We start from the raw sequence: 1,406 nt of genomic DNA, 5'->3' as shown, positions 1-1,406 counted from the left end.
GCTTCTGTAATGGGCCTTTGATCGTCAAGTCCCTCTGAACGATATCTCGTCGCCAGGATCATGCTTCTGTCCGTGGTCAGTACGAAGACCGCCACACCATGCCATCAGATCCAGAGCCGACAGGTCAATCTAGGGGTGCGTGATTTGCCGAGGCAATCACAGCCTTACACACGACCTTGCCAGGCTCTCGTCCCAGCGACGGGACCTCAGATGAAGCGGCGCCGATCCTGGTCCGCTTCGAAGATGTGAATCTCCCTCATGCCGCCAGAGTGGCCTTGTTCCAGCGGAACTCGGTGGCGTCGACCCACATGCGGTGGAGCACAACGCCCAGCTTGCGCGCGAGCGCCACCTTGGCGCGCTTCATGCCGCGGCGCTGCGCTACATCGAGCGCCCAACGCTTGAGGCTCGAGAAGCGGGTCGCCCGCGTCAGCATAATATGCGCCGCCTCGAAAAGCGCGGTTCGCACCATGGTGTCGCCGACTTTGCTGACGCCGCCGTCCCGGTTCGTCTCGCCTGACTGATACTTCTTGGGCGTCAGCCCGAAATAGGCGCCAACCGTGCTGGATTTCCCAAACCGCGCAGGATCATCCACCGCCGAGCGATAGGTCAGGGCGACCAGCGCGCCGACGCCCGGGGTGGACATCAACCGGTGGCAGACCTTGTCGGCGCGCGCGATCTTCAGCATCTCGCGATGAAGCTTCGTGAACTCGCTCCACAGCGCCGCGCGCGCCGCCAGCATCGCGCCGATCACCGTCTCCAAGACGACGTGGCCCGAGGTCAGTTCGCGGATGCGCGCCTCGAACCGGCCCCGGCTGACGTCGCCGACCTTCAACCCATACCCGCGCAGGATGCCACGGATGCTCAGTTCGACGTCGAGAAGCTTGCCTTGCAGAAGCTTGCGGCCAACCAGAAGCGCCCGGGTATCCTGGGAGTTCACCGATTTCGCGTGGACCGCGCGATACCAGCCCATCCGCAGCAGTTGCGCGATCCCGCGGGCGTCTTTCCGATCGGTCTTCACCGTCATCGCCGAAAGCGCCGCCTTCACGTGACGGGTCTCCAGTAAAACGACCTCACGGCCAGCAGCGACAAGAGCTGCGTGCAGCCACTGCGAGAGCGGCCCAGCCTCCAGGCCAATGCGAACGACGGGCAATTCCAGCTCGGCGAAAAACTCAACAAGCGCCTCGGGCTCGCTGGCGACCTTGATCTCGCGGGCGATCTTACCCGTCGCATCGACCACGCACACGCTGCTCTCTGTCAGAGAGACATCGATTCCAGCATAATGCTCCACGGCTGTTCCTCTCATGATGCTTGAGGCCGATCGCTCGGACCTCGTTTTCAACACCATCATTCTGAGGGACAGCCACCCAAAATGGCTATTCGAAGCGCCGGCCCATTACGGCATCTAG

Annotated in this window: 1 protein-coding gene; it reads right to left on the bottom strand. The window is 62.7% G+C overall.

Features of this window, described 5'->3' with window-relative positions:
- Positions 1-256: 256 nt before the first annotated feature.
- Positions 257-1,288 (bottom strand): IS110 family RNA-guided transposase, encoded by a 1,032-nt coding sequence (locus AB4118_RS33955; RefSeq protein ID WP_441493890.1) that lies wholly within the window; start codon positions 1,286-1,288, stop codon positions 257-259.
- Positions 1,289-1,406: the final 118 nt, after the last annotated feature.

The organism is Allobosea sp. 2RAB26 (assembly GCF_052115465.1).
Taxonomy (GTDB): domain Bacteria; phylum Pseudomonadota; class Alphaproteobacteria; order Rhizobiales; family Beijerinckiaceae; genus Allobosea.
This window is presented reverse-complemented; position numbering and strand designations above follow the sequence as displayed.